This window comes from Streptomyces sp. NBC_01788 (genome assembly GCF_035917575.1).
Classification (GTDB): Bacteria; Actinomycetota; Actinomycetes; order Streptomycetales; family Streptomycetaceae; genus Streptomyces.
The window spans coordinates 4540252-4562979 of the sequence record NZ_CP109090.1; the positions used below are offsets into that span (position 1 = coordinate 4540252).

23 protein-coding genes and 3 pseudogenes are annotated in these 22728 nt (G+C 66.6%); 14 read left to right on the forward strand and 12 right to left on the reverse strand.

Going from position 1 to position 22728, the window contains the following annotated elements; genetic code table 11:
- Positions 1-13 precede the first annotated feature (13 nt).
- Together OIE49_RS20600 and OIE49_RS20605 are read left to right on the forward strand one after the other, a co-directional pair.
- A complete protein-coding gene (locus tag OIE49_RS20600; protein WP_326803584.1) occupies positions 14-598 on the forward strand; it encodes a DUF3592 domain-containing protein in 585 nt (194 codons plus the stop codon).
- A complete protein-coding gene (locus tag OIE49_RS20605; protein WP_326803585.1) occupies positions 595-897 on the forward strand; it encodes a hypothetical protein in 303 nt (100 codons plus the stop codon). Before OIE49_RS20600 ends, OIE49_RS20605 begins: the two co-directional genes overlap by 4 nt.
- A 104-nt stretch (positions 898-1001) precedes the next feature.
- Here the strand turns inward: OIE49_RS20605 and OIE49_RS20610 are convergent, their stop codons facing one another.
- The 8 genes and pseudogenes from OIE49_RS20610 to OIE49_RS20645 form a co-directional block, all read right to left on the reverse strand.
- A complete protein-coding gene (locus OIE49_RS20610) occupies positions 1002-1262 on the reverse strand; it encodes a WXG100 family type VII secretion target (protein ID WP_326803586.1) in 261 nt (86 codons plus the stop codon).
- A gap of 711 nt (positions 1263-1973) precedes the next feature.
- On the reverse strand, positions 1974-2666 hold the full coding sequence (locus OIE49_RS20615) for a hypothetical protein (protein WP_326803587.1): 693 nt from the start codon (positions 2664-2666) through the stop codon (positions 1974-1976).
- A gap of 104 nt (positions 2667-2770) precedes the next feature.
- Positions 2771-3508 (reverse strand): annotated as a pseudogene (locus OIE49_RS20620) (transposase family protein).
- A 36-nt stretch (positions 3509-3544) separates the two neighbouring features.
- Positions 3545-3772 (reverse strand): hypothetical protein, encoded by a 228-nt coding sequence (locus tag OIE49_RS20625; protein ID WP_326803588.1) that lies wholly within the window; start codon positions 3770-3772, stop codon positions 3545-3547.
- A 157-nt stretch (positions 3773-3929) separates the two neighbouring features.
- Positions 3930-4916: a hypothetical protein gene (locus tag OIE49_RS20630; RefSeq protein WP_326803589.1), complete on the reverse strand. Its 987-nt coding sequence runs from the start codon at positions 4914-4916 to the stop codon at positions 3930-3932.
- Positions 4917-4971: 55 nt separating this feature from the next.
- Positions 4972-6837, reverse strand: a complete 1866-nt coding sequence (locus OIE49_RS20635) for a hypothetical protein (RefSeq protein WP_326803590.1) — start codon at positions 6835-6837, stop codon at positions 4972-4974.
- Between the two features lie 529 nt (positions 6838-7366).
- Complete coding sequence (locus OIE49_RS20640; protein WP_326803591.1) at positions 7367-8410, reverse strand: hypothetical protein; 1044 nt, start codon at positions 8408-8410, stop codon at positions 7367-7369.
- Positions 8398-9054, reverse strand: a complete 657-nt coding sequence (locus OIE49_RS20645; RefSeq protein WP_326803592.1) for a hypothetical protein — start codon at positions 9052-9054, stop codon at positions 8398-8400. The genes OIE49_RS20640 and OIE49_RS20645 overlap by 13 nt, the downstream gene beginning before the upstream one ends.
- A 627-nt stretch (positions 9055-9681) precedes the next feature.
- On the opposite strand from OIE49_RS20645, the gene OIE49_RS20650 reads away from it, so the two are divergent.
- From OIE49_RS20650 to OIE49_RS20690, 9 genes are read left to right on the forward strand one after another with little or no spacing between them, the layout of a single operon-like run.
- Positions 9682-10401 (forward strand): hypothetical protein, encoded by a 720-nt coding sequence (locus OIE49_RS20650; protein ID WP_326803593.1) that lies wholly within the window; start codon positions 9682-9684, stop codon positions 10399-10401.
- Between the two features lie 16 nt (positions 10402-10417).
- Positions 10418-11410: a hypothetical protein gene (locus OIE49_RS20655; RefSeq protein ID WP_326803594.1), complete on the forward strand. Its 993-nt coding sequence runs from the start codon at positions 10418-10420 to the stop codon at positions 11408-11410.
- Positions 11407-12714: a CpaF family protein gene (locus OIE49_RS20660; RefSeq protein WP_326803595.1), complete on the forward strand. Its 1308-nt coding sequence runs from the start codon at positions 11407-11409 to the stop codon at positions 12712-12714. The genes OIE49_RS20655 and OIE49_RS20660 overlap by 4 nt, the downstream gene beginning before the upstream one ends.
- Positions 12715-12749: 35 nt before the next feature.
- Positions 12750-13679, forward strand: a complete 930-nt coding sequence (locus OIE49_RS20665) for a type II secretion system F family protein (RefSeq protein WP_199836690.1) — start codon at positions 12750-12752, stop codon at positions 13677-13679.
- Positions 13676-14599 (forward strand): type II secretion system F family protein, encoded by a 924-nt coding sequence (locus tag OIE49_RS20670; RefSeq protein ID WP_326803596.1) that lies wholly within the window; start codon positions 13676-13678, stop codon positions 14597-14599. Before OIE49_RS20665 ends, OIE49_RS20670 begins: the two co-directional genes overlap by 4 nt.
- 56 nt (positions 14600-14655) lie before the next feature.
- Positions 14656-14907: a hypothetical protein gene (locus OIE49_RS20675; protein ID WP_100569654.1), complete on the forward strand. Its 252-nt coding sequence runs from the start codon at positions 14656-14658 to the stop codon at positions 14905-14907.
- 50 nt (positions 14908-14957) lie between these two features.
- Positions 14958-15431, forward strand: a complete 474-nt coding sequence (locus OIE49_RS20680) for a TadE family protein (protein WP_326803597.1) — start codon at positions 14958-14960, stop codon at positions 15429-15431.
- Positions 15432-15860: a TadE/TadG family type IV pilus assembly protein gene (locus OIE49_RS20685; RefSeq protein ID WP_326803598.1), complete on the forward strand. Its 429-nt coding sequence runs from the start codon at positions 15432-15434 to the stop codon at positions 15858-15860.
- Positions 15861-15862: 2 nt separating this feature from the next.
- Complete coding sequence (locus OIE49_RS20690) at positions 15863-16336, forward strand: pilus assembly protein TadG-related protein (protein ID WP_326803599.1); 474 nt, start codon at positions 15863-15865, stop codon at positions 16334-16336.
- A gap of 149 nt (positions 16337-16485) precedes the next feature.
- Here OIE49_RS20690 and OIE49_RS20695 read toward each other — a convergent pair whose 3' ends face one another.
- Positions 16486-16674, reverse strand: a complete 189-nt coding sequence (locus OIE49_RS20695) for a DUF397 domain-containing protein (RefSeq protein ID WP_326803600.1) — start codon at positions 16672-16674, stop codon at positions 16486-16488.
- 8 nt (positions 16675-16682) lie between these two features.
- Positions 16683-17534: a helix-turn-helix domain-containing protein gene (locus OIE49_RS20700; RefSeq protein WP_326803601.1), complete on the reverse strand. Its 852-nt coding sequence runs from the start codon at positions 17532-17534 to the stop codon at positions 16683-16685.
- A gap of 233 nt (positions 17535-17767) precedes the next feature.
- Between OIE49_RS20700 and OIE49_RS20705 the strand changes: the two genes are divergently transcribed.
- Both OIE49_RS20705 and OIE49_RS20710 read left to right on the forward strand, forming a co-directional pair.
- Positions 17768-18175 (forward strand): ATP-binding protein, encoded by a 408-nt coding sequence (locus OIE49_RS20705; RefSeq protein WP_326803602.1) that lies wholly within the window; start codon positions 17768-17770, stop codon positions 18173-18175.
- Between the two features lie 33 nt (positions 18176-18208).
- Positions 18209-19108, forward strand: a complete 900-nt coding sequence (locus tag OIE49_RS20710; RefSeq protein WP_326803603.1) for a hypothetical protein — start codon at positions 18209-18211, stop codon at positions 19106-19108.
- Here OIE49_RS20710 and OIE49_RS20715 read toward each other — a convergent pair.
- Positions 19098-19925, reverse strand: a pseudogene (locus tag OIE49_RS20715) (hypothetical protein); the annotation flags it as partial. The gene OIE49_RS20710 and the pseudogene OIE49_RS20715 overlap by 11 nt on opposite strands.
- A gap of 267 nt (positions 19926-20192) precedes the next feature.
- Here OIE49_RS20715 and OIE49_RS20720 point away from each other — a divergent pair.
- Positions 20193-21080, forward strand: a pseudogene (locus OIE49_RS20720) (ISAs1 family transposase); the annotation flags it as partial.
- A 973-nt stretch (positions 21081-22053) separates the two neighbouring features.
- Here the strand turns inward: OIE49_RS20720 and OIE49_RS20725 are convergent.
- A complete protein-coding gene (locus tag OIE49_RS20725; protein WP_326803605.1) occupies positions 22054-22707 on the reverse strand; it encodes a hypothetical protein in 654 nt (217 codons plus the stop codon).
- Between the last annotated feature and the right edge of the window lie 21 nt (positions 22708-22728).

The window sequence follows — 22728 nt, forward strand, 5'->3', positions numbered from 1 at the left end:
GAGAATCGTTCTCGTGGGAAAAAAGAAGCGGTCGCGGGACGAGTGGACACCGCCACCGAAATCTGCCGAACGGCTGGCCGCGGAGGCCGAGTTGCGCAAACTGCGCGCGGGTGAGCGGCAGACGCCACTGCCGCAGCGACGGCTTGTCGCGGCCATCTTCCTCATGGCCGTTGCGGCCTTCGGAGCCTTCCTGGTGCTCTGGCTTCCCTCGCACTCGCTCGTGGACGACCTGCGTTCCCGAGGAGTGTCCGTCGCCGCCGACATCGTGGCCTCGCCGCGGGACAAGTTCGGCAGTCCAGGCAATATCAGGATCCGATTCGACGATCCCGAGCGCGGGGCGCAGGAGACGGCTCTCAGTGACTGGGGAGGAAGGCGTCCTGCTGGTCTCGTCGAGGGTTCCTCCGTGTCGGTGACCTATGACCCACGGGACCCGAGCAGGGTGCTGACGACAAAGTGGGTGCAGAGCCCGCCGGCCATGACGCTGCCCATGCTGGTGTCGCTGGTGCTGGCGCCGGTCTTGCTGGCAGGTGCGATCTTCCTTGCGGTACGGCGTCACACGGTGCTGAAGGCATCAAAGGCTGAAAGGTCACACGGATGACGGATTCCGAACCTCAAGTCGCGAACCCCAGAAAAGCGGACCTGGAGAAGTTGCGCCGCGACCTCGCGAGAGACGTCGAGTCCTTCACGAAGGCGCTGCAGGGGCCGACGCGGGACATCGGCGGCGACAAGGTCTGGGTCGGAAAGAACGCTCGCGCCTGGCATCGCGAACTGGAAGGCCGCCACAAGAAGCTGGGTGAAGAGGTCGGCAAGCTGCTCCCGCTTGTCGACGCTGCCATCCGTAATGAGCCCGACAAGGTCCCAGCGGCCGAGGCCCGGCTGTACCAGAAGGGCGTCTGAGCCTCCGGAGCGCGTACACGCACCACCAGTGCCCGGACCCCAGGCTGGGACGGCCTGGGGTCCGGGCACTGACAGAAAGCGGCACGAGCAAGGGCCGCCTGGGATCAGGTGGCGCGCTCGATGTTGTCGGCGCTCGTGTTGGCCGACTTGCTGGCGTCGTGCAGGGTGTCGACCCACTTCGAGAACGTCGGCTTGACTTCGTGCCAGTCCTGGCGGAACCGGTCGGCCTTAGGGCCCTTCCAGTAGCTCTCGCTGCTGCCCGTCGCCGAGTCCAGCTCCTTGATAAGCACCTGCAGATCGTGAGACTTGCGGGCGTAGAGCTTGGAGAGCTCCCGAAGCCGATGGAGATCTGCACCGCGATCCATAGCGATCCTCCCCGTTGGTTCAAAGGCAAGCGGACTGTCCGTTTGCAACAGTGGACGCTACCTCACCATCCGTGGTCCTCGTCCAGCACTGCGGGGGATGGGGCCTTCCGGTGAACGAACGGTGATGGTCCGGCCCATGGGGCCGGGCAGGACAAGTGAGGCGGCGTCAGTACGCTGGTGGCATCGGCCAGCGGGGGAGGCTGCTATGGCAAATCCTGATATTCAGGAACTCAACCGTCGCGCCGCCCAGTTGAGGTCGTTGGCCGACCACATCGACTCGCTCGTCGACACTGCCAAGAAGCACGCGACCGTGGGACCAGTGCGGCTGGGACGGCGAGCACGACGACGAGCGCGTAGCGATGATCCGCGCCCAGCCGTCTGGGACAGCGGTCCACTCGGCTACTGGGGCTGAGAGCAGCCGGACGAGCCCATCATGCCGGATCAGGTGGGCCCGGGCAGTCCACTCGTCCTGGTGAAATCGAATTCTTCCGAGGTCTGGGACGAGATCACGAACCTGCTACCGGACAGGAACGAGTGTCTGATCGATAGCGAGTGACGGTGCGCCACAGAGCCGGGAAGCACTGAAGGACCGATCAACACGATGACCACCTCCTCGCGTCGCTGGTACTGGAGTGGCCGCGGGTGGGCCTCATGCGCTTGTCATGACGCGGCTCAGAAAATCGACGTGAAACAGTCAGGTGCACGCGCTGCTTACTTGTCGCCCACCAGGGCGAAGGCGAAGGCCAGCCGACGGTCCACCCAGTCCTTCCGTACCCGGACTTCCGTGCTGCCCTCCGAGATCATTACGACCTCGTCACCGGCCCGCCACTCCAAGGAGCGGCCCTTACTCGGTGTGTCACCATCGCCGGGATTCAACAGGTCATCGACGAGGCCGTTGACGAAGCGTCCCGCCGCCCGCCCGGCGATGTCCTTCGCGCCGCCACTGGCCCACTCGTTGCGTCCGACGATCTCCGGGTGTCCTGGCTGGTCGATACGCCAGGTGTGCTTGAAGGGTCGCTTCGGAGGGATCCGCCGGAGGGTGCCGATTGCCTGCCCTTGTGCGTCTCGGACGACGTAGTGCCGCTCGCCGTTCACCTCCTGCGGCTCCTCGACGAAGCAGAGAAGACGCTGCACGTCGGGATCTTCGTACAGCGTGAAGTCCGGACGTGACGGAAGATGCGGTAGGGATGACGATCCCAAAAACGCGCATGGTGCCAGAACCGGCAGATGCTTGGAGCCCATGGGCACACGAACGGCGGGCTTGCCCGACACCGCCCGGGACCGCTTGGGTGACAGGGGGCGTTCCACCGACCCCACGACGAAACTCCAGACGCTCTGCCACGCGACAGGCTCCACCGGTGGCTCTTCCGCTGCCTTCGCCTTGCTGCCCCTGCCGAACGCCACGTGTGCCTCCAGGCCGTTCCCGTTGAAGTGCCCGCTTGACACTACCTTTAACGTTCAACAGGCCTGTGATGAGCAGCAGATTAGCCACCGAGTCTTTCCCATCCTCACTCTGAGCTGGTCAGTTGAAGGGTGAGGAGGACGGCCTGGGACTCGTGATCCGGGTGGTCGAGCCCCGTAGTTTGCGGAGGCCGCCAGGATTTGAGGGTGGCGACGGTCTGATCGACGAGGACCCGGATCGTCGCGTGGGACCGGTTCACTGCCTTCCGGCCTACGGAGAGGGCCTCCCGCCGTCCCTCAGCACGCGACGCGGACCGTGCCGTCGGCACCCCGGTGCCCCTTGTCTCCCCAGCACTTGATGCCGACCTCGACGAGGGCGTCGACGATGCCGTGTTCGCGGGTTGCACGGACGTTGTGGACGGCGCCAGGCAGGGCCGGGGAGGCCTACAGCAGTCGACCGAGGCGATCTGCGATGACCACCTGCACGTTCATACCTTGCTTCCTTCGCTTGCCGCAATAGAAACGGCCGGTCTGCGGCAGCGCGGTCGATCGACAGCAGCGTGCCGTCCAGAATCGGATATGCCTCACCGACGCGGCCCGCACCTCGTCGTCCAGGCTGGGGGCGAGGGCTGCCAAGAGTTCGACAACCTTGGTGACAAGCGGTACGCCGTTGTGGCGCCGATGTCGAACCCGGCCGCGAGGTGGGCGTACAGGTGTCTCACCCGCAGATGAGTGAGGGTTAGCAGGGCCTGGCGGTTGACGCTCAGGCGCTGCCAGCGGTAGCCGATCATACGGCGATGCCGCCGCAGCTGCTGCGTGAGGAAGCGGAGAGCTGCGCTGGACACGTCGACACCCGAGTTGTCAGTCCAACTGCCGGTACCTCAGTGCAACTTGCTGTTCATCTCTGCCTGCTTCTGCCGAGCATTCTCGACAAGTCGGTTTTCCTCTGCGGGGAATGAGTCGAACAACGCCTTCAGCCGCTTCATGCGGCCTTCGTGATCGGTGCGCCAGTTGTCAGCCTTCTTGCCGATCCAGGTTTTCGGCATCATGCTGTCCACGTTCTTCATGGCGGTGCGGATCTCGTTCACCGAGATCTCGATCGCGTTCATGTCTTGTCGGCACATGTAATCCAGCCGGTCTTCCTGAGGTAGACCCATGAGTGCGTATTTCCTTCCTGTGCATGGTGTGTGCGCCCACACCGAGCGCATAGTCGGCGGGCCCGTGGCATCCGGCGAGGCAGCTGCATCGGATCGACGCCGATGTGACCTACTCGGTGGGAATGCGCAGAACGTATGAGGAACTGCCTGCCATGACCAGACTGCCCGAGAACGCGGAGTAGGCCAGCGCAAAGGGAACTGGGCAGGGCAGCTTCGTCGCGTCGACCAAGTGACCCGGTTTGCAGACCGAATTCGATGTGGTGTTCGTGTCACGGGGCGCACTCTTGACAATCAACTCGGCTTCGCCGTGTGTCAGATGAAGTACATAAGAGTGTGTCTTGTCGTGGGTGTTGACGTAGATGCCCTCCGCGCCGTCGCCGGTCATCCAGGCCACTGGGAGTCCCGCAGTGTCGCCGGTTACCCCGGCGACACTGCGGGGCAGGGAGAGAGAATGTGCCGTACCGTCGGGGTCGAGCGCCTGGATGCCGCCAAGTGTCGGTTGAGTAGCCAGGTAGACGTGCTTGGTTCCGCTCGCCACTCGGCCCGGTAGGAAACGGGTTCCGCTCTGGTATGCGTCGGCAGGGATCTGGTAGAGGCGTGTCAGAGTGTCGCCCTTGAGGCTCCAGATGACGTCGTCGTCCGTGATCAGGATGGCGCCGTCCGCTCGCGCAGCAAAGGGCGTGGGCCCCTTGTCGGCGAAGCGGTACCGCTTCGCCTGGACGCTCCTTGGGGCCGGCTGCCCCGCCTTGCGCCCCACACCCTCTGCGCCCGCGAGTACCACTGTCTGCTGCCCACTCGAGCTCAGCTTGACGATCTGCCGGCCGCTGCCGGTTGCCAACGAGTTGTCGGGCAGGGCAACGAGCCCGTGCAGCCCATTGGTGTGTCTCTGCAGGGTCTTTAGCTTGGAGCCCTTTCTGATGGTGACGAGGTCGACGAACATCCCGTAGACCTGGTTGTCCCTGGCGATGGTGAGACCCACTGGGATGTCGCCGAACCCGTTGTACGCGGCGTCCGCGTCCGTATTGAGGAGGACAAGCGCCTGCCCCTGCTTGGGCTCCTTCCAGTCGTCACCTCTTTCACTGCATCCCGCGAGCACGAGCAGTACGGCTGAGACCGTCCCGATTGCCGGCCACCGACCGTGGCGTCCCGACTTAACCAACCCCAAGACCGAAGGCCTCCCTCATCTCCTGGTCGAACTCGCCGACCTTGCGACCGCTCTGTTGCTGAGCGCTGACCCACCAGGCGTTGAAGTCCTCGCGGTCCTGTTCACTCCTGATGACAATGTGACCTTGTGCCCACTCCGGGTGGTTCACTGGTGGCTGGACGTGCCACTCCTGGAGCTTCCCGGACCGGGCGAGGCCCTCCATCACCGGGGCCGCCATAGATGTCGAGTCGCGGAACTTTATGCCCTGATAGTTGCTCTCTGCCTTCGCCTGCTCCGCTGAATCTGAGGGGAACTGCGCGTCAGCCTGCGGCAAGCCCGTCCAGATCGCCGCCTGCGCCCACGTCTCAGTGAGTTCCACTGCCGCCCTGCCCCCTGGTAGCGGCACCGAGGCGAGCCCGGCGGCGGCGATGTCGAACCACTTTTTCTGGGCGGCGTGTTCGGCGTCAGCGAGCGCTGCCTCCTGCATGTCCACGGCGTGACCAGCGGCGGAGACTTCTCCACGCAGTTCGGCGAGCTTCTTGATGTAGGCGCCGTCGGCCCCGTCGATGCCGTGCTGGGCGGTCATGCTGATCTGGGCGTTGATGGCTTGGACGACGTTGCCGGCGATCTCCTTGTCCTTGTTTTCCAGGATCTCGCTGAGGAACGCCTTCGTGGTGGCCTGGGGCACCATGACCGTGCCGTCGCCCTTGGTGGACGCCCTGTCCTGGTCGATTCCGGTGGTGTCCGCGAAGTCCTTCACATACGTGGAGAAGACGAAGGCCAGCGCTTTCTCGATTTCCGTGTTGACCGGGTACTGCTCCTTCTCGTAGTCGCTCTTGGTCTTGTCGACGGCGTACTTGGCCGCGCCGGCATTAATAACGTTGGCCGCGGCCGTGGCCGAATCCTCGGGATGCTGAATCCGGTTACTCGTGGCAGCTGTGATCACCGCGGCGGGCCACTTGGCGTCATTGAAGTCAGTGCCGGGCGTGGCCCAGTAATCGTTGACGAGTTCTTTTGCGTGCTCGGCTCCGTCGGCCCCGGCGAGGAGATCGTGCGCGGCGTCGCCGTTTTCGCAGATGCGCTGCATAAGCGTGATCGTGGGGTCGTTGGCGTCGATGGCTTGGACCCGGTTGAAGGCTTCCTTCGAGTTCTCGCCCACATAGGAGTGCGCGAGCCCGAGCTCTTTGTACCAGGCGTTGTCAGGGTCTACGTATGCTTCGGGCGAATAGCCCATGCCGACGATCTGGCCAGGCGAATAACTCGGCCTCATGTCCATCTTGTGGGCCTTGCGCCAGTCCAGCATGGCCCCGCCGACGTGCGACAGCAGGTGCGGTTCCCATGCGTCGCCCTTCGGCCCGTACTTGAACAGCATCCCCACGGACCACATGTCGCCGCCCTCGGGATTCGTCAGTGCCTTCTCGTAGTCTGCATTGGGCGGGATCTTCGGGTTCTTGCCCTGCTGGTACTTGAAGATCTGGTTGACCCCGTCCGCGAACTTTCCGACGATCTTCTTTGACTCGTCGTTCAGTGCCACGAAGTTGTGCGTGCCGTCCTCCGTGTGCAACGCCTGGGCGACCCGAGCCGCATCCGCGATGCCACCCGCATCGGCGAAGGCCTTCAAATACTCTGGGTCATCCTTGTGATCTTGCAGTGACTGCGCGATCGCCGCGATGTCCTCTCGCGACCCCGGCGCCTTCGGGTTGTCGAGCGCCTTCTTGAGGGTGGCGGCTTCCTGCTTGGCCTCCTTGGAGCTCTCCTGGGCGACATCCTTCATGTCCCAAGGGATGTTGATGATGTTTCCATCGGGAGTGCACGTGCCGGACGCGCCGCCGGCTTCCTCCAGGTTGCGGGCCAGATCGGCGCGCTTGGACATGTCCCGGGCGTCCTGGCCGACGGCCCCCACCTGCTGAGCCAGCAGGGACAGATCGAGGCGCTGTCCCAGGACTTGAAGTTCTTGCGGATCAACGTTCCATGTTTGGACAGGACGGCTTCCAAGTCCTCGAGTCGATCCGCGAGTTTGCGTACCCGTACCGGATCCACGCCGACGTACTCCCCCACGAACGCCCCTTTTGTGTGCCCACTGTCATCGATACGCCGCAGTCAGCGGCGATGTAAACCATAAGGCGGCCTTGGGTGCCTTACTGACTCTTCACTGGCAGTTGACGAAAAAACCCGCATTTACACTTTCAGTGAGCCCTCAGAGTGCGTTGCTCCCACGCAACGGCTCTGCCTCCTGCTAGGGCAGAAGCCCGCGAGACGGTTGCGACCTCGGGTCTGAGGTTGAGGCTCAGTACGTCCTCGCACGCCGCTGCCCGGGCGTCCTGTTCGGCGATCGGGGGGTGCCGTCTTCTATTTGAGAACAGACCGTCAACGCTTCTGTCTCATGTTCGCCCATCAGCTGGTCAACGGTTGACGGACTGAATCTCCTGGACGGTGACGTCCTGGGTCGCCGCGAAGGTGCCGTCGGGAAGCTCTCCGCCGGCGCCACCGGTGCCGGTCCAGTTGATCCTCCAGGTGATGGTCGCTTTGAGGTTGTACGTTCCCTTGCCGGAGGAGCGGGTGTACTTGATTCCGCAAGGTGGCGTTTTGTTGGACTTGCCCTTGCTGTAAGGCTCACCGATCGAGTCATCGTCATTGATCGCGCACGCGCCCGAAGCGGGGTAGGTCTCAGCGTCAGCGGTCCCGGGCTGGAGTTTGAGGGAGACCGGCTTGGCTGTGGTCGTCGCCTGGATGTTGAGGCCGGCCACGTTGAGGGAGGCGGTCACCCGGACCGGCTTGAACGTGGACGGGTCAAGCCAGGCCCACGTCGGGAGGTTGACCTTGGTCACGTTCTGCGGCGCGAGGGTGACCTCGGCGTCGGGGAGCAGGATTCTGTTGAAGGCGAGTTCAGCGAGGATCTGTGGCGTGACGGCGTTCTGCACAGCTGGTGTGTCGCCGTTTTGGACCCAGAAAGGCAGCTTGCTGCAGGTGAACGCGTTCGGATCGTCGAGTCGGTTGGGATCCTGGACCGCGACCCACCAGTTGCCTTCGTTGGCCTTGTCAAGATTGAAGTTCTTGTACTTGCCATCCTTGTACATGTCCCGGAACTGGCCCGTTGCAGCCTTGGCGTAGTTGGGCTGCCCCGGGTCGTTGACGACCTCGGAGTACTGGCTCTCAACCTGGTTCTGGAAATCCTTGGCCGACACGGGTTCGTACCAACACGCCGGCGGGTTCCAATTGTCGACGGGGGCTACGTTGCCAGTCCGGATACTGTTCGCCCCGCCGACGCTGCCGGAATAGGTGATCCGTGACTCGAGCGTGTTCCCGGATCTGCTCCCCGACGTTTTCGCGCCGCCGTCGGAACCGCCCGGACCGCGCTTCGCGTAGGCCGGGCTCGAGATCAGCAGAGATGCGATGGTCAGAGCGCCGATCGCAGCCCCCGCGTGGTGCAACCTCAAGGCGTGCACTTCGCGTTCCCCCTGTCGGATACGAGTTCCGTCGTCTGCCAGACGCCGCCCTTGTTCCTCTTCAGGTGCGTGTTGTAGTAGACGTACGAGTCTTTGTCCGCAGGCGTCTTGTCGACCTTCTGCGTCTTCCTGTCCTTGTTGAACGCCTTGGTTTCATCCGTGCAGAACGTCACTCCTGCCGAGGTCTTGCTGAAGATGACCACATTGGGGTTGAAGTACCGCACAGTACCCGTGTAGGTGATTCCAGCATCCACAAAGGACTTGACCCACCTGGCGCCGCTGACGAGCGCGTTCCCCTGTCGATAGAACGCGAGAGCCGGTTCGTCGGGGTTCCCCTTGACGATCGCGTAGTTGGTAGCTGTCTGTGCGCGGCTGGCATCGGCGAGGATGGCGTCATTGGTGGGATCGCCTGTATGCCAGCTCTCAAAGTCGTCCTTGACGTCGCTGGGTAGCGCGATGTCCGGCCGATGGGGCTCGTCCGAAGCGAGGGAGCTGGGCGGTGGCGACGTCCGCGCATCGGGGGTGTCAGCGCCCGGGATCGTCTCGTTCGCCTTGGAGTTGCCGCTCCCGCCGCCACAAGCCGTGGTCAGCAGGGCTGCGGCTGCGACGAGTGCGGCAGCAACGGGCAAAGAGCGTCGCTTCACTGTGACTCCCCGTGGACAATGAGTTGGACAGAGAGTTCGACGGTATCGGTGCGACGGTTGCTTCCGCCAAGCTGGGCCCCTGTGCGTGTGGGCCAATTTTGGACGTCCTGCTACCGAGTTGCGAGGGGTCCGCGGCCTGCTCCTGCCAGTTGTGGCGGTGGTGTCAGTGCGTCATGTCACCTCTGTCTCGCGGGCGTTGCCGCGGTCAGGGGAAGCGATGCTCGCTGCCTGGGGGAGATCGTTGCATGACCGATCCGCTCCCTTGTGAGCAATTCGTGCAGGCATGGTGCGTGCTCGGTGGTCGCGGGCCGGGTGTGAGTCGAGGCTCCGGAGGGGCACTGTGGCAACGGATTCGCGGTCGCACACTCGGTTGGGTGTAGTTCTGTCGTATCCCATGGGGGCGTGCTCGTGATTGAGTTGCAGGCGGACAGCGGCAAGTCGCCTGTGGCCCACGGGGCCTGACTTGCCTTGAGGGGCTTATGTGCTGCTGATACCGTGCGATGGCTTGACACTCGCCCCCGCGCCGGATAGTCGCGACATCGCCCGGATCGCTGGTGAAGTGTCCGGGTTTGCAGCCCAGGCGAAGAGCTTGGCAGACGACATCTTGGGTGTACGGGGAGCTGTTGCGTGAAGATCCAGGAGCGTACGGGGGCGGGCGCGGGACGTGCCGCGGCTCCGGCTCAGCCGATGGTCGGTGACCGGCTTCCCATGGCGCCTCGCGAGCGCAAACCGGCCCTGGCTGCCCTGGCGGTGCTGCTCATCCTGGTGGGCGCCCTGGGCGCCACGATGCTCGTGCTGCAGGTCGGGCACCGTATCGAGGTCGTCAAGGTGACGCAGGACATCCCGGCCGGAGAGTCCGTCACCTCCAATGAAGTGACCTCGGTGATGGTGGCCGCCGACGACTCCATCAATTACGTCCGGTGGTCCCAACTGGGCACCCTGAAGACCCTCAAGGCCAGGACCACCATCTACAAGGGCACGGTCGTGGTGGGGGAGATGTTCGGCGCGAAGAGCAGCCTGCCGGACGGCAAGGCCCTCGTCGGTGTCGCACTCAAGGAGGGCCAGTACCCGACGGGCATCAAGAACGGCGACATCGTCGCCGTCTACCGCGTCGGCGACCACGCGTCGAGCTCCAACTCCACTAGCGGCGCGACGGGTTCTTCCGCTAACGGTGGCAACCTCATCGTGGACAAGGCGCGTGTCAGCTCCAAGGGCGACAACAGCGGCTCCGCCGTGAGCAGCGGCAACATGTCGCTCACCCTCCTCGTCGACCAGTCCGACGCCGCCGCCGTGGCCCAGGCCGCGGCCGCGAATTCCGTCGCCGTCGTCGTCGTTCCCGGCAACTGAGGGCGGCCGCGTACTCATGGCCCTCATCGCACTGGCCGCCGACAAGGGTTCGCCCGGCGTCACCACCGCCGCCGTCGCACTGGCCGCCGTCTGGCCGCGGCGCGTGCTGCTCGCCGAGACGGACCCGGCGGGCGGCGACCTCGTCTACCGCAGCTCCGCCGCGCACGGCGGGCCGCTCAACCCGAACGTCGGCATGCTGTCCATCGCCGCGACCGCGCGCCGTGGGCTGGTGCCCGACCAACTCTGGGATCATGTACAGCCGTTGAGTGGCGGCCTGGAGGTTCTTGTCGGACTCGGCATCTCCGAGCAGGCCGCCGGTCTCGCCGGGCTGTGGCCCACCCTGGGTCATGCCTTCGCCTCGCTCGCGGACTCCCCGAACTCGCCCGCCGACGTCATCGCCGACTGCGGCCGGATCAGCGGCGACACCCCCGCCGTGGAACTCTTCCCGCACGCCTCCCTCGTTCTGCTGATCTCGCGCACCGAGCCGGAGGCCATCGCCCGCGTCCGCGACCGCGCCGCCGCGCTGTCCGCCAAGCTGCACGGCGGCCCGCGCGGTGCCGCCAGCCTGGCCACGCCGGTGATCGGCGTCGTCCTGGTCGCCGACACGGGCACCGCGGGCAAGGTCTCCGGCCAGGTCAACGACATGCTCGTGCACGCTCAGACCGGTGCCCGCGTCGTCGGCACCATCGCCGACGACCCTGCGGGCGCGGGCCAGTTGGCCGGACGCAGGCGCGGCCGCCTCGACAAGTCCCTGCTGATCCGCTCGGCCCGCAAGGTCACCGCGGACCTGTATCAGCAGTACGGCGCCGCCTGGGCCGTATCCGCACAGGCGCAGCAAGCCCACCAGGTCCAGCAAGCCCACCAGGTCCAGCAGGCCAACCAAGCTCAGCAGACCCATCTCGACCAGCAGGCACCCCAGGCCCAGCAGCCACCCCAGGCCCAGCTAGCCCCCCAGACCCCCCAGCCCTACCGCCCCCACGCGAACGGTCAGTCAGGAGCCGGGCGATGACCGCTGTCGACCACCAACTGGTCAAGCGGTTCAGGCAGGACGCCGGTGACCGCATCGCCGAGCAGCGCCGCCTCGACCAGGTCAACGGCGTCACGCCGATGTCCGGCGAGGACGAGCGCCAGTACGCCCGCGCGGTCATAGCGCAGATACTGGAGGAGTACGCCCGCGCCGAGATCAACGCGGGCCGCACGCCGCTGGACGCCGAGACCGAGGAGCAGTACGCGGCCGCCGTGCACGCGGCGCTGTTCGGCGTCGGCCGGCTCCAGCCGCTGCTCGACGACCCGCAGGTCGAGAACATCGACATCAACGGCTGCGACCAGGTGTTCGTCGGATACGCCGACGGGCGCGAGGTCACGGGAGAGCCGGTCGCCGAGACCGACGAGGAGCTGATCGAGCTCATCCAGGTGCTCGGCGCCTACTCGGGTCTGTCGTCACGCCCCTTCGACTCCGCCAACCCGCAGCTCGACCTGCGGCTGCCGGACGGTTCGCGGCTGTCGGCCGTCATGGACGTGACCCGCCGGCCCGCGCTGTCCATCCGCCGGGCCCGGATGGGCAAGGTGTTCATCTCCGACCTGGTCGGCAACGGCACGCTCGCGCCGGAGCTGGGGCACTTCCTTGCCTGCGCGGTCCGCGCCCGCAAGAACATCATGATCGCGGGCGCGACGAACGCCGGGAAGACGACGCTGCTGCGTGCCCTCGCCAACGAGATCCCGCCGCACGAACGGCTCATCACGGTCGAGCGGGCACTGGAGCTGGGCCTCGACGCGTTCCCCGAACTGCACCCGAACGTCGTGGCGTTCGAGGAGCGGCTGCCCAACTCGGAGGGCCAAGGGATTATTTCCATGGCGGAGCTGGTGCGCCGGTCCCTCCGTATGAACCCCTCCCGCGTCATCGTCGGCGAGGTGCTCGGCGACGAGATCGTGACCATGCTGAACGCGATGTCGCAGGGCAACGACGGTTCGCTGTCCACGATCCACGCCAACGGCTCCAGCGAGGTCTTCAACCGCATCTCCACCTACGCGTTGCAGGCGACCGAGCGGCTGCCCATCGAGGCCAGCCAGATGCTGATCGCGGGCGCGGTGAACTTCGTCGTCTTCATCCAGCGGCGCAACAACTTCCAGACCGGTGGCCGGCTTCAGCGCAGTGTGACCTCGGTCCGCGAGGTCAACGGCGTCGACGGCCGGGTGCTGTCCAGCGAGGTGTTCGCCGAGACGCCCGACGGCCGGGTCGTGCCGCACGCGCCCATAGCCTGCCTGGAGGACCTCATGGCGCACGGTTACCAGCCCCACGGAAACTGGGGGTGACCATGACGCTTGCCGCACTGGCCCCGCTCGGCTCCATGGGGGGCCTGTTCTCCGCCACGGTCCTGTACTCGATCGTTTCCGGCGTCGCCGTCGGCGGCGGTCTCGCGCTGTTGATCGTCGCCGTACGCGGACTGCCCGCCAAGCCCGAGCACGAGAAGCAGCGGGCGAGCCGGCGGGCGAGCGAACTGCTCCGCTTCGCCGGGCGGCGCGGCTCCCTCGCCGCCCTCGTCGGCCTCGCGGTCCTCGTGCTCACCCGTTGGGCGGTCGCCGGAATCGCGGCCGGTGTCCTCGTCTTCTTCTGGGACCGCCTCTTCGGCGGCGCGGCGGAGGAGCGGGCCGCCATGCGCCGGGTGGAGGCCCTGGCCTCCTGGACGGAGTCGCTGCGCGACACGATCGCCGGCGCGGTCGGCCTGGAGCAGGCCATCCCGGCCTCGGCGCGCGCCGCCGCGCCCGTCCTGCGCCCCCATCTGGACGCCCTGGTCGACCGGTTGCGCGCCCGCACTCCGTTGCCCGACGCGCTGCAACTGCTCGCCGACGAGATCGACGACGCCTCCGCCGACATCATCGTCGCCGCGCTCATCCTCAACGCCCGGCTGCGCGGCCCCGGTCTGCGCCAGGTCCTCGGCGCGCTGGCCAAGTCGGCGCGCGAGGAGGTCGACATGCGCCAGCGTGTGATGGCTCAACGGGCCTCGACCCGGCGCTCGGTGCAGATCGTCGTCGCCGTCTCCGTGGCCTTCGTGCTCGGACTGTCCATCTTCAACCGTGAGTTCGTGTCGCCGTACGGCACACCGATCGGCCAGCTCGTCCTCGCGCTGGTCTGCGGTCTGTTCGCGCTCGGCTTCTGGTGGCTGCGCAAGCTGTCCACGATCGAGACGCCCGAACGCTTCCTGGTGCGGGACGAGGCGGCGGTGCAGTTCGTCCGGCCGCGCACGCCCGCCCAGCAGGAGGAAGGGGTACGCCGGTGAACCTGACGATGCCGGTCGTGGTCGGCGCGGTCCTCGGCCTCGGTGTCTACGCCCTCGTACGCGCCCTGATGCCGTCCAGGCGGAGCGCGGTCGCGCAGGTCGCGCGGATCGACGCTATGCGGGCGCGGGGAGCGGCGTACGAGACGCGGCACCAGGCGCGGGAGGAGACGGGGCGCCTCGGTGCGGTCCGTGCCCAAGTCGGTGCGCGCATCGCGGAGTTCTACCTTCAGCAGGGGTGGGAGCAGCGCTCGTTGCGGGCTGATCTCGCCGTGCTGGAGCGCAGCTGGGAGAGGTTCCTGGCGACGAAGGTGCTGCTGTCGGTGGCAGGGCTGTTCTTCGGGCCCCTGCTGTTCGCCGTGGTCTACACGATGGGCCTCGGGCGCAGCCCGGTCATCCCGGTCTGGATGGCGCTGTTGTGCGCGGCGCTGTTCTTCTTCCTGCCCGATCTGGAGATCCGGCGGGACGCGGCCGACAAGCGCCGTGACCTGCGCCGGGTCATCGGCGCGTATCTGGACCTGGTGTCCATGAGCCTGGCCGGGGGCCGCGGTCTGCCGGAGGCGTTGATGGCGGCGGCCGAGGTGTCCGACGGCTGGGCGAACCAGCGGATCCGCAACGCCCTGGCCGACGCCCGCATCACCGGCATCAGCCAGTGGCAGGCGCTCGGGCAGCTCGGCGAGGAGCTGGGCGTGGAGGAGCTGAAGGACCTTTCGGCTTCCCTGGCCCTGGTCGCCGACGACGGCGCGAAGGTGCGCGAGTCGCTCGCCTCGCGGGCCGAGACCATGCGCCACCGCGAGTTGGCCGAGATCGAGGGCAGCGCGGGCGAGAAGTCCCAGTCGATGCTCGTGGCCCAGCTGCTGCTGTGCGCGGGCTTCCTGGTGTTCCTGATCTATCCGGCGGCGATGCGGGTGTTCCAGGTGTGAGCGCCGTCCCCGCCGAACCCTGCCAACTGTCCTGACTTCGAGAGGAAACCACTGTCATGAACGGACGAGACTTCCACACCGGGATTCCGGCCGTGGACTTCCTGGTCACCTTCCTGGGCGGCCGTGTGCAGCGCGCCCGCTCCGGCGAACTGGACCGCGGTGCCTCCGCGGTCGAGTGGGTCATCATCTCCGCGGTCGTCGTGGCGATCGTCGGCGTGGTGGCCGCCATCATCAACTCCGCGCTGAGCGAGGGCGCCAACAAGGTGGGCAACTGCATCAAGGGCGCGGACGCGGGCAAGACCTGCTGATCGCACGTACGACGAGCGTACGACGGGGAAGTACAACGGGGTGGACGGGGATGCTGGCGGACGTGGGCGGACGGGTGCGACGCGCGGTGGGCCGCAGGGTGCGGGCCGCGCGTGAGGCGGCGGCGACCCGCGGCGACTCCGGGATGACCGCGATCGAGTTCGTGCTGCTCACCCCCGTACTGTTCTTCATGATCTTCGCGACGGTGCAGTTCGCGCTGTACTTCTTCGCCGACCACGTCGCCCAGGCGGCGGCCCAGGCCGGCGCCCGCAAGGCCCGTGCCACGGCCGACGAGCAGCCCGGCGCCTGGCGGGGCGAGGCCCGCGACGTCGTCGACGTCTACATCCGGCAACTGGGCCCACAGTTGGTGCTGTCGCCGGACGTGAGGATGCTGCAACCGGAGCAGAACACCGTGGGCGTGGAGATCTCGGCACGGATCCCGACGGTTTTCCCGGGCCTGAATCTGACGGTGCACGCGCAGTCGTCGGGCCCGGTGGAGAGGTTCGTGCGGGATGGCGGGAACTAGATGAACCGCTCTGTTCGGAGGTCTCTTCCCTCCGCCCGTGACGACAGCGGTCTGTCGACCGTGGAGGTCGTGATCCTCGCCCCGGTGATGATTCTGTTCATCCTGGTGCTGGTGGCCTTCGGCCAACTCGTCGAAGGGCGGGGCGCGGTCGACGGTGCGGCACGGGACGCGGCACGCGCGGGGTCCATCCAGAAGGACCACGCGACGGCCATGTCCGAGGCGCGCAGGGCGGCGGAGGCGGACCTGGCCGACGTCTGCTCGGGGCCGGTCTCCGTGGTGCAGACGAGTGCGGGCTTCGCCCCCGACTCCCTGTTCACGGTCGAGGTCAGCTGCCAGGTGCGCGGCCTGGCGTCGCTGGGCCTGAACATCCCGACGAGGCTGTCCGCGAGCTTCAGCTCGCCGCTGGATCCCTTCCGGAGGTCGGCGTGAGCGTGAGCGCCTCTGCCGCGGACCGCGCGCGCACCTGGTGGTCCACCCGAGGGACGGCACTGGACGACCGCGGTTCGGGTGCCGGCGCGGTCATCATCTTCGCGCTGGTGTTCCTCGCCCTGTCCGCCTTCGTCATCGACGGCGGCCTGTCCATCTCCAAGCGCGAACGGGCCGCGGACATAGCGGAACAGGCGGCCCGCTACGCCGCCCAGGACATCGACCGCGAGGCCCTCTACGACAACGAGGGCGGCCCCGCCCCGATCAACTACGAGAACTGCGACGCCCGCGTGAAGGCCTTCGCCCGCGAGATGAGCATGACGGGCGCCGACATCGCCGCGAGCCACTGCGTGGCTGCCGACGCCGACCAGGTCCAGGTCGAGATCCAGCTGACCTACTCGCCCGTCTTCACCGGCATGTTCTACGGAGGCAGCGTGACCGTCCACGGCCGGTCAGTGGCCCGGAACGAGGTGGGGTGACGCATCCATGAGCGTGGCCGACCCCTTGCACACGCTCGCCGACTCGCTCACCTGGACGGAGTGACCGACAAGCGGCCAGGCGACGGCGGCGGTCATCATGGAACGACGAGCCGGCGGAGCAGATGGCCGACAACATCGCGAAGACGCGCTCACTCTGACGATTTGAGGGCGTTGAGGAAGCCGGCGAAGGCGGCGGCCGGGAAGGAGAGGGTGGCCCGGGCCGGGTCCTTTGAGTCGCGGACGGCTATGTGGGTGGGGTGGTGGGCGATCTCTATGCAGGCGTTGCCGTCGCCGCTGCCGGAGTAGGAAGACTTCCGCCACGTCTCGTGAGTGCTCACCGTGTTCCTCACAGTTCCTTGGCCAGCCTGTGGACGAAGTCACGTGAACGTTCGGGTTCGAGTGACACCGCCTCCACTCTACGGAAGAGAGTTCGGAATACGCCGAGAGGTGCTTCGGAGTCGACGAAGACCGTGCCATGTGGGCCGTCGCGTACAACCGTGTCCAGCTTCGGCACGCTGCCGCCGGCGTACACCATGGCGGCCGTGATGTCGGCGAAGTCGTCCAGCTCGAAAGGGATGACGCGCACCGTGAGGTGGTCCGCTTCGGAGAGTTCCAGGATGCGGTTGAGCTGGGCCCGGCACGCGGCGCGCCCGCCGACCTTGATGCGAAGCGCGGCTTCGTGGACCAGTGCTTCGTAGGGGATCGGCTGGTTGCCCGTGATGATGGCCCGCCGTCGCATTCGGTGATCGACGCGCAACTGAACGTCGGCCTCCGAGATTTCGGGGATCCGGCGAGAGAAGAGAGCCCGTGCGTAGTCCTCGGTCTGGAGAAGTCCTGGGACGTGCAGGAAATCCACGTCCCACCGGAAGGTGGCATGGTGCTCGAGCTCGGAGAGATCCAGGAACGACGTGGGGAGGACACCTCGGTACTCCTCCCACCAGCCGCGTGTGCGGTCGGTTGCCATGACCGCGAGCGCGTCGGCCAACTCCTCGTCCGTGCAGGCGTAATAGGCGACGAGTCGTCGTAGCCGCTGCTCGCTCACGCCGGAGATGGCGGACTCGATCTGGCTGATCTGGACGGAGTTCACTCCGAGCAGCGCGGCTGCCTCGCGTGCGCTGAGGCCTGCTGCGTCCCGGAGCCTGCGCAGTTCTACGGCCAGACGCATCTGTCGTGCTGTCGGCTCGCGTCTGGTCCCCATCGGTTGCTCCTTCGGCCAACGCGTCTGGAAGTGCGACTCGTTCGGGCGTCAGATTACGCGATCGACTTGCCTCAGGTTAAATCTAAGGTCTACCGTCGGTGACGCGATGCACACAGTGCGGTTATCCGCGGTCCCGGAAGCGCACCGCTCCGCCCTGCCACGACGGCTGCGGCAAGGCCACCGCCCGCCACCGCGGCGTCACCTCAACCCGCCTCACGTCACTGGAGTGACCCATGCCCGAAAACGAGCCGTGGGAGTACACCCTGTACATCCCGAACGACCCCCGCGCGGTCACCATCTCCCGCCGGACTCTCCGGCTGATCCTCACGATGCACGGCCTCATCCGCCTCGTCGACACAGCCGAGTTGCTGGCGACGGAGCTGGTCTCCAACGCCGTACGGCACACGAAGGGGCCCGCCGGCCTGCGCGTGCGCTGGTCGGCGGGCGTGCTCCGGATCGGGGCGTGGGACACCGATCCCGCGCCGCCCGAGCCTCCGGCGCGGTGGGAGCAGGTCGCCGACCTGGAGGAAGGGCGCGGGCTTGCCCTGGTCCGGGCCTGCGCCGACCTGTGGGGCTGGCAGCCACTGTCCAGGGAGGGCAACCGGGGCAAGTACGTGTGGTGTGACCTGGTCGCGGCGTAGCTCGTTGATCACATCGGATGGAAAGGAGAGCGGATGGTCAGCTCGCCGCACGAAGGTCTGCATCAGATCTGTCAGAAGGACCCTGCGGGTTTCACGCGCACACTTCAGCGTGTATTGCACATCCCGATTCCCGAGCCGCGCGACTTCGCTGTCCTCAACGCGGACCTGACGGAAATCGAGCCGGTAGAGCGACGCGTGGATACTCTGCTGCGTGCGGAGACGGACGAGGGGACGTACCTTCTGGTCGTCGAGTCCCAGGGCAAGCGGGACGAGGACAAACGCGGAAGCTGGGCCTACTACCTCAGTTACTTGTACGCGAAGTACCGCTGGGAGCCGGTTCTGATCGTCCTGACTCAGAGCAGGTCCACGGCACGCTGGGCGACGCGGCCGATCCGCCTGGGTCTGCCTGGCTGGCACTCGCTCACCGTGCGACCGCTGGTGCTGAGCCCGGAGAACGTGCCTCTCATCGTCGACGAGGTCGAGGCTCAGCGGGATGTCTTTCTCGCGGCGTTCTCGGCGATGACGCATGGTAAGGGCCAGGGTGCCGCTGCCATACTGAAACCGCTGGCGGCAGCCCTGGCGGCCACCGACACCGACAGCGCGGGAATGCTCGCGCAGTTCGTCGAGTCGTGCCTGGTCGATGCCCAGGCAAAGCAGATCTGGAAGGAGCTGATGATGCCGGTCAACTACTTCTTCCGGCACGAGGTCGCCGAGAAGGTACGGGAACAGGCTCGCGAGGAGGGTATCGAGGAGGGCGTCGAGAAGGAGCGTGCGTCGATGGTCCTCCGGATCCTCGACTGGCGTGGCATCCCTGTGCCGGACTCCGCACGCGATCGGGTGAAGTCCTGCTCCGACCTGGACCAGCTCGAGGTCTGGGCCCAGCGGGCCGTCCACGCCACGAGTGCGGAGGAACTGTTCGTGGTCAGCGGTTGACCGACTGGATCTCCTGGACGTTCATGTCCTGGGTCGTCTCGAAGGTGCCGTCGGGGAGCTCGCCGCCGCTACCGTCGGAGCCGCGCCAGGTGATCTGCCAGGTGATGGACGCCTTGAGGCGGTACGGCCGGCCGTTCGTGGCGCGGAGGTATCTGACGCCGCACGGTGGTGTCTTGTCCGCGTTGCCCTTCGCGTACGGGGTGCCGATTGAACCGTCCTCGTTGATCGTGCAGTCTCCGGAGGGCGGGTAGGTCTCGGCGTCCTCCGTGCCAGGGGTGAGGTGGAGGGCAACCGGTTTGGCCGTGGTCTCGGCCCACAGGACGGTGTTCGGGAGTTCGGCCCTGACCTTGACCTCCTTGAAGGTGCCCTTGTCCAGCCAGGCCCAGGTCGGGAGGTTCACCGTGGACTTCGCCTGCGGTTTGAGCTCGATCTCCGTCTCGGGGACCTTGACCTTGTTGTAGGCGTACTCGGCGAGGGTTTTCGGGGTGGGCGTGTTCGGGTCGTCCGGGAGTTGGCCCGCGTCGACCCAGAACATGACGCGGCCGCAGTTCCAGGAGGCCGGGTCGGCGAAATCCGGTGCGACGCCGCGCCAGAAATAGCCGTCCTTACCGAGGTTGTAGTCCTTGTAGCCGTCGGCGCTGCTGTTGGTCGGTGAGTGAAGGTCGAAGTTGTCCGCCGGTTTGCCGTCGCGGTAGTGGTCCGTCCACAGTTCCTTGCCGAACCACGACTCGTGGATACCGACGTCGCCTCCGCCGTCCGAGTTCACGAACTTTTTGAGCCCGGCCGAGGTGAAGGTCGGTTCGTACCAGCAGGCCGGCCAGGGCTTCGGCGTAGTCAGCCCTGGTCCGGTTTGTGGCGGTTCGTTGACCGGTGGGCGTCCCGGAGCAGGACAGGCACGGATTTCCAAGATCATGGAGTTCTCTACGCCCCGTGACCTGCCTGGAAGACCGTGCCTGCCGACGCATCATTGCCGATTCCGCCTGCCCTTGACCAGCTCCGCGAGCAGCCCGGCGTCGGGCCCGGGGAGGTGGCGGGCCTGCTGGAACGGCTGGCCGAGGTGCCGGACCCACGGGACCCTCGCGGTGTGCGGCACGCGTTGGCCGTTGTCCTCGCCCTGGCCGCGTGCGCGGTGCTGGCGGGGGCGACTTCGCTGCTGGCGGTCGGCGAGTGGATCGCGGACGCGCCGCCCCCGGTGCTGGAACGGCTCGGTGTGCGCCCCGATCCGGTGCTGCCCAGGCGGCTGGTGCCGGCCGAGACGACGGTGCGCCGCCTGCTCGCGCGCGTCGACGGCGACGCCCTGGACCGGGCGGTGGGCGGCTGGCTCGCCGACCGCTGCCCCGCCGGCTCCGGGTTGCGCGGACTGTCCGTGGACGGCAAGTCCCTGCGCGGCGCGGCCAGGGCGAGGGGACGGAAGATCCACCTTCTTGCGGCGGTGGAGCACAACACCGGCCTGGTCCTGGCCCAGCTCGACGTCGGCGAGAAGACCGGCGAGACCACCTGCTTCCAGCCGCTGCTGGACACCGTCGTCGATCTGGCCGGGACGGTCGTCACCAGCGACGCACTGCATACCCAGCGCGAGCACGCCGGCTACCTTCTGGGCCGCCGGGCCCACTACATCGCGATCGTCAAGGGCAATCAGAAGAAACTGCGCAAGCAGCTGAAGTCCCTCCCCTGGAAGGGCATCCCGCTCCAGGGCCGCACGCGCGGCAGCGGTCACGGCCGCGCGGAGATCCGCCGAATCAAGGTCGCCACCGTGAACAACCTGCTATTTCCCGGCGCCTGCCAGGCCGTCCAGATCAAGCGCCGCCGCACCGACCGAAAGACCGGCAAGACCACCATCACCACCGTCTACGCGGTGACCAGCCTGACCGCCGAGCAGGCCGCCCCCGCCCGGCTCGCACAGCTGGTCCGGGACCACTGGAAGATCGAGGCCCTGCACCACGTCCGCGACACCACCTTCGCCGAGGACGCCTCCCAACTGCGGACAGGCAATGCACCCCGGGCGATGGCGACCTGGCGCAATCTCGCCATCGGCGCCATGCGGCTGGGCGGCGTCAAGAACATGGCCGCCGGCCTCCGCCGCAACGCACGCAACGCCTGCCGACCCCTCGCGTTCCTCGGCCTCGCATGATCACAAACCGGACGTCATCCAGTCTTTGCCGAAGCCCTGGGTCTGACGGCTGAGGTTCATCTACTCTGTCGTCATGGCATGCAGGGTATGTGGGCTCGGTGGGCACAACAATCGCACATGTCCGGGTGAACACTCCACGTGCCCGAACTGTGGTAAGCCGACAGCCAACATGAGCGACTACTCCGAGCGACACGACAGCGATTACTGCTCTCCGTTTACCTCCTCCGATTGCTGGGGTGACGCGCGGTGACAGCGCTTGTCTGTACAGGGTGTGACGATCCCGTCGAGAACGCGACTGACTGGGACGACGAGTCTCAGATGTGCAGCGCTTGTTATGAAGTCAGCGGCGGCCCCACGTACTGCTGCGGCGTTATGTACGACGATGGTGAAGATACCTGTAGGAGTTGCGGCGACCCGCTTTAAGAGACCGTTGCGCTCCAACGTTGCGTCGCGGGCCTGCGATGCAACGCCCGCGATCCCCGATGGCCCCTCGCACTCCTCGGCCTCGGATGATCACAAACCGGACGCAACGCGACTACGCCGAGGCCCTGGCAGGCCGGCGGCTTCCAGTTGGGGTCGACCGTACCGAGCCTGCCCTGCTTGCCCCCGCCGCTTCCACCGCTCACGTAAGTGATCCGGATATGGGAGACGCGGGCCGACAGGCCGCCCTTGCCGTCGCTGCTGCCGCTGGGCTGATCGGCCGACGGTACGGTGGTGTTGCTCCTTGGTCCGTCAGCGTACGCGTTGCTCCCGGACCCGAGTACGGCTGCGGTTGCCAGAACGGCGGACCAGCGCAGAGCACGTACGGGGAGCGTCATCGCCGACACTCCTTGACCCGGCCCTGCACTTCGATCTGCAGAACCTTCCAGACCTTCTCGGAGCCCTGTGGGGGCTTCATGAGGAGACGGAATTCCTGGTAGGAGTCGAGGCTCTCTTTCGTGTACCTGATCTTCTGGGTCTTGACGTTCTTGCCGTAGAACTTGCTCTGGTCCCGGCACATCCTGACCAGTACGCCAAGGGACGAGGCGACGTCATCGGTCCTGACCTCGTAGTAGCTGTCAGTTCCCGTGGCGGTCCAGTCGTCCTCCACCCATCCCTGGATCTGGCCCCGGGCGTACTTGGTGGCATTGCCGAGCGAGTAGAACTGATAGGCCGGGTCGTCGGGGTCCTGGGCCGTGATGCCGTGGTTCAAGGCCAGGATGTAGTTCTTCGCGCTGTCGAGGGCTGCCGCGTGACGTGTGTCGGACGGCCGCGTGACGTCGAACTGGACCTGCAAATCGCTCGGCAGGCTCATGTCGGGACGTTGCGTGTCAGCGGCGGAGGGTGCCGAAACCGTCGGCGTTGCTGTGTCCGCGCCCTTGATGTCACCAGACTTGCCGTCCCCGCCCCCGCCGCACGCGGTCAGCGTGAGGGTTGCGAGGGCGGTGAGGGTTGCGGCGGTTGTGGGTAGGGCGCGGCGGCGCGTCACTGTGGATCTCCCCCGGAGGAT

Coding starts and splice junctions, on each gene's coding strand:
- OIE49_RS20625 (WP_326803588.1), bottom strand. CDS start 3,772: ATGAACGCGATCGAGATCTCGGTGAACGAGATCCGCACCGCCATGAAG.
- OIE49_RS20655 (WP_326803594.1), top strand. CDS start 10,418: ATGGCCCTCATCGCACTGGCCGCCGACAAGGGTTCGCCCGGCGTCACC.
- OIE49_RS20675 (WP_100569654.1), top strand. CDS start 14,656: ATGAACGGACGAGACTTCCACACCGGGATTCCGGCCGTGGACTTCCTG.
- OIE49_RS20705 (WP_326803602.1), top strand. CDS start 17,768: ATGCCCGAAAACGAGCCGTGGGAGTACACCCTGTACATCCCGAACGAC.
- OIE49_RS20700 (WP_326803601.1), bottom strand. CDS start 17,534: ATGGGGACCAGACGCGAGCCGACAGCACGACAGATGCGTCTGGCCGTA.
- OIE49_RS20635 (WP_326803590.1), bottom strand. CDS start 6,837: ATGTCCAAGCGCGCCGATCTGGCCCGCAACCTGGAGGAAGCCGGCGGC.
- OIE49_RS20685 (WP_326803598.1), top strand. CDS start 15,432: ATGAACCGCTCTGTTCGGAGGTCTCTTCCCTCCGCCCGTGACGACAGC.
- OIE49_RS20660 (WP_326803595.1), top strand. CDS start 11,407: ATGACCGCTGTCGACCACCAACTGGTCAAGCGGTTCAGGCAGGACGCC.
- OIE49_RS20610 (WP_326803586.1), bottom strand. CDS start 1,262: ATGGATCGCGGTGCAGATCTCCATCGGCTTCGGGAGCTCTCCAAGCTC.
- OIE49_RS20680 (WP_326803597.1), top strand. CDS start 14,958: ATGCTGGCGGACGTGGGCGGACGGGTGCGACGCGCGGTGGGCCGCAGG.
- OIE49_RS20605 (WP_326803585.1), top strand. CDS start 595: ATGACGGATTCCGAACCTCAAGTCGCGAACCCCAGAAAAGCGGACCTG.
- OIE49_RS20710 (WP_326803603.1), top strand. CDS start 18,209: ATGGTCAGCTCGCCGCACGAAGGTCTGCATCAGATCTGTCAGAAGGAC.
- OIE49_RS20665 (WP_199836690.1), top strand. CDS start 12,750: ATGGGGGGCCTGTTCTCCGCCACGGTCCTGTACTCGATCGTTTCCGGC.